General features: G+C 71.3%; 3 protein-coding genes. 2 read left to right on the top strand and 1 reads right to left on the bottom strand.

The features are described from left to right. Nucleotides 1-324: 324 nt before the first annotated feature. Nucleotides 325-1,218, bottom strand: a complete 894-nt coding sequence (gene mutM, locus PMI01_RS19685) for a bifunctional DNA-formamidopyrimidine glycosylase/DNA-(apurinic or apyrimidinic site) lyase (RefSeq protein ID WP_007673010.1) — start codon at nt 1,216-1,218, stop codon at nt 325-327. A 291-nt stretch (nt 1,219-1,509) separates the two neighbouring features. On the opposite strand from mutM, the gene PMI01_RS19680 reads away from it, so the two are divergent. Beyond that, entirely contained in the window at nt 1,510-2,268 is a 759-nt protein-coding gene (locus PMI01_RS19680; RefSeq protein WP_007673009.1) for a class I SAM-dependent methyltransferase, read from the top strand. A 109-nt stretch (nt 2,269-2,377) separates the two neighbouring features. Then, the coding region (gene ubiB / locus PMI01_RS19675; RefSeq protein ID WP_007673008.1) for a 2-polyprenylphenol 6-hydroxylase at nt 2,378-3,845 on the top strand (1,468 nt) is incomplete at its 3' end.

Genomic DNA, 3,845 nt, shown 5'->3' with positions numbered 1-3,845 from the left:
ACGGGCGGGTCGACGGGGCCGGGAGGTTCAAACCGGCCTGTTCCAGGATCTGTCGGAGTCGCTGACGGCCCCTTCCGGGCGACTTTGATCCTGCCCGTCCGAGGGGGAACGTCGATCGGGATGAAACAGGCCCTCAGTCGCCGTCCCTCGAGAACAACGGTTTCGCGGAGCGGTCGGTCCTCGCCGAAACGCAAACACAATACTCACGGTCATCCGGGCTGGGCCCGGCCGCTCCGCGCCTCCTCACCCCTCAGCGGATGTTCCGCGTGAGCCGCGAAGCCGCGCCTGCCGTCCACGATCCGGGAGATCGAAGACCCCATGCCCTCAAACCTGGCAGACCGGGCAGAAGAACGTCGATCGCCCCGCCTGGACCTCGCGGGCGATCACCCCCTTGCAGCCCGGCGTGGGGCAGGGCTGGCCCTCACGGTCATAGACCCGGAAGCGGTGCTGGAAATAGCCCAGCGCCCCGTCGGCCGCCGCGAAGTCCTTCAGCGACGAGCCGCCGACCTCGACCGCCTCGGCCAGCACGTCCTTGATCGCCGTGGTCAGGGGCCCGAGCCGCTTGCCGGCGATCATCCCGGCCGGCTTGAACGGCGAGATGCCGGCCCGGTGCAGGGCCTCGCACACATAGATGTTGCCCAGGCCGGCGACGGTCTTCTGGTCCAGCAACAGGGTCTTGGGACCCTGCTTGCGGCCGCTGAAGGCGGCGACCAGGGTCCTGGCGTCGAAGCCGTCGCCCAGGGGCTCGGGGCCCATGGTGGCGAACCAGGGGTGGCGGTCGACCTGGTCGGTGGCGATCAGGTCCATGAAGCCGAAGCGGCGGGGGTCGTAATAGGTGACCACCGCCCCCTCCTTCCCGTTACTGGCCTCGGTCTCGAAGACCACGTGGGCGTGCTTGTCGTCGGGCGTGACCGCGCGGGCGAAGTCGCCGGCCCGGATCGGGCCGGCCCCGGAAGCCGACGGCGGCGCGGCGATCTCGAAGCGGCCGGTCATGCCCAGGTGCATCACCAGGGTGTCGCCGCGATCGAGCGGAGCCAGCAGGTACTTGGCCCGGCGATCCAGCCGCAGGATCCTGGCGCCGGTCAGGCGCTGGACGAAGCCGTCGGGCAGGGGAAAGCGCAGGTCGGGCCGGTTGGCGCGCACGCGCGACAGGCGGGCGCCGCCCAGCACCGGCTCCAGGCCGCGCCGCACGGTCTCGACTTCAGGCAGTTCGGGCAAGGAGGACCTCGGATCAGGGCGTCTTGGATCGGACGGGCGCCAGATATCGGCCATCCCGCGCGCGGTTCCTAGGGCCAGCCGGGCGATAGCAGGAATCGCCCGACTGGCCCTAGATTTTGGTTTTCGCATCGTTCTTGCGGAAAACCGGTCTCCACTTTTCCGCACGATGCTCTCGGCAGTGACACGCAAAACCGGTGACGGCGAAGCGCTGGCGGCTATAAGAGCCGAACGACACAAGTCTGAGCCAGGGGGCCGCGCCCCCAGGAACCTAAAGCGATTTCGAGCGACCGCATGACCAAGCCCGCCGCCACCTTCGGATTCCAGGACGTCGACCCCTCGGCCAAGGCCGGCCTCGTGCGCGGGGTGTTCGACCGGGTCGCCAAGAACTACGACCTGATGAACGACGTGATGAGCGGCGGCGTCCACCGGCTGTGGAAGGACGCGGTCGCCGCGCGCCTCAACCCGCAGCCGGGCGAGATCATCATCGACTGCGCCGGCGGCACCGGCGACATGGCCCGCCGCTTCGCCAAGATGACGCGCGCGGCCCAGGAACGGCGCGGCGGTCCCGACGCCCTGATCAACATCATCGACTACAACGCCGAGATGATCGGCGCCGGGATCGAGAAGGGCGGCGCGCCCGAGATCACCTGGACGGTCGGCGACGCCCAACGCCTGCCGCTGCCCGACGCCTATGCCGACGCCTATGTGATCTCGTTCGGCATCCGCAACGTCACCGACATCGACGCGGCCCTGCGCGAGGCGCGGCGGGTGCTGAAGCCCGGCGGCCGGTTCCTGTGCCTGGAGTTCTCCAAGCCGGTGACCGAGGCGCTGGCGAAAGCCTATGACGCCTATTCCTTCAAGCTGATCCCGCAGTTCGGCGAATGGCTGGCCAAGGACCGCGACGCCTACCAGTACCTGGTCGAGAGCATCCGCCGCTTCCCCGACCAGCGGACCTTCGCCGCGATGATGGAGAACGCCGGCTTCAAGCGGGTGACGATCACCAACTTCACCGGCGGCGTGGCGGCGATGCACCAGGGCTGGGCGCTGTAGGGTTGGAGTCGATCATCCTCCTTCCAGACAATGACGAGACGGCGGCCGGGGACATGCCCATGGGCATGTCCCCGATCGTATTCCCCGCCGCCCGATGGACCTCGCCGAGATGAACCTTTCCGCCCTCCCTCGCCTGACCGCCGCCGGCTGGGCCCTGGTCCGGGCCGACGCGCTGATCCCGCGCGAGATCGAGCCGATCCTGCCGCCTTCGGTGCGGTGGGCGGGCCGGGCGCTGCGGCTGCTGGCCGGCGGCAAGGCCCGGCAGGGCCGGCCGGGCGAGCGCCTGGCGCGGGTGCTGGAGCGCGAGGGTCCGGCCGCCATCAAGATGGGCCAGTTCCTGTCGACCCGGGCCGACATGTTCGGCGCCCAGTTCGCCGACGACCTGTCGCACCTCAAGGACCGCCTGGCGCCGTTCCCGCTGGACGTGGCCCGCGCCGAGGTCGAACGCGGCCTGGGCCGGCCGCTCGAGACGCTGTACGCCAGCTTCGAGCCCTCGATCGCCGCCGCCTCCCTGGCCCAGGCCCATCCGGCCACCCTGGTGGACGGCACGAAGGTGGCCGTGAAGGTGCTGCGGCCCGGCATCGAGCAACGAGTCGCCCAGGACAGCGCCGCTCTGCGCCTGGCCGCCAGCCTGGCCGACCGCCTGGTTCCCGCCGCCCGCCGCCTGCGGCCCCGCGAGTTCGTCGAGGTGGTGATCCGCGCCCTCGACCTGGAGCTGGACCTGCGCTTCGAGGCCGCCGGCTGCGCCGAGCTGGGCGAGGCCATGAAGGCCGATCCCCACATGCGCGCGCCCGACGTGGTCTGGGACGGGGTCGGCAAGCGCTTCCTGACCCTGAGCTGGGCGCCCGGCATGGCGCTGTCGGAGGACGCGGCGCTGGAACAGGACGGCCTGGACCGCAAGGCCCTGGCCGAGGCCGTGACCCGCGGCTTCCTGGCCCAGGCCCTCGACCACGGGCTGTTCCACGCCGACCTGCACGAGGGCAACCTGTTCGTCGCCGCCCCGGCCTCGGTCACGGCGGTGGACTTCGGCATCCTGGGCCGTCTGGGCCCGGCCGAGCGCAAGTACCTGGCCGAGATCCTCTACGGCTTCCTCAATCGCGACTATCCGCGCGTCGCCGCCATTCATTTCGACGCCGGCTACGTGCCGGCCCACCAGGACCGCGACGCCTTCGCCCAGGCCCTGCGGGCGGTGGGCGAGCCGGTGTTCGGCCGCGACGCCCAGGGCGTCTCGATGGGCAAGCTGCTGGCCCAGTTGTTCGAGGTCACCGCCCTGTTCGACATGGCCCTGCGGCCGGAACTGGTCCTGCTGCAGAAGACCATGGTCACCGTCGAGGGCGTGGCCCGCCGCATCGACCCGACCCACGACCTGTGGGCCGCCGCCGACCCGGTGGTGCGCCGCTGGATCGCCCGCGAGCTTTCCCCGGCCGCCAAGGTCAAGGACTTCGCCGACGAGGCCCTCCGCGCCGTCCGCGCCCTGGCCCGCCTGGCCGAGGCGCCCCCCGCCCCGGCGGCCGCCGTGGTCGCGCCGCATCCCGCCCGGCCGCTGCTGTGGTTCGCGGCCGGCGCGATCGTCGCGG

It is taken from the genome of Caulobacter sp. AP07 (assembly GCF_000281955.1).
Classification (GTDB): domain Bacteria; phylum Pseudomonadota; class Alphaproteobacteria; order Caulobacterales; family Caulobacteraceae; genus Caulobacter.
Note: the sequence above shows the minus strand (reverse complement) of the source record. Positions and strands in the feature narration are given on the sequence as shown.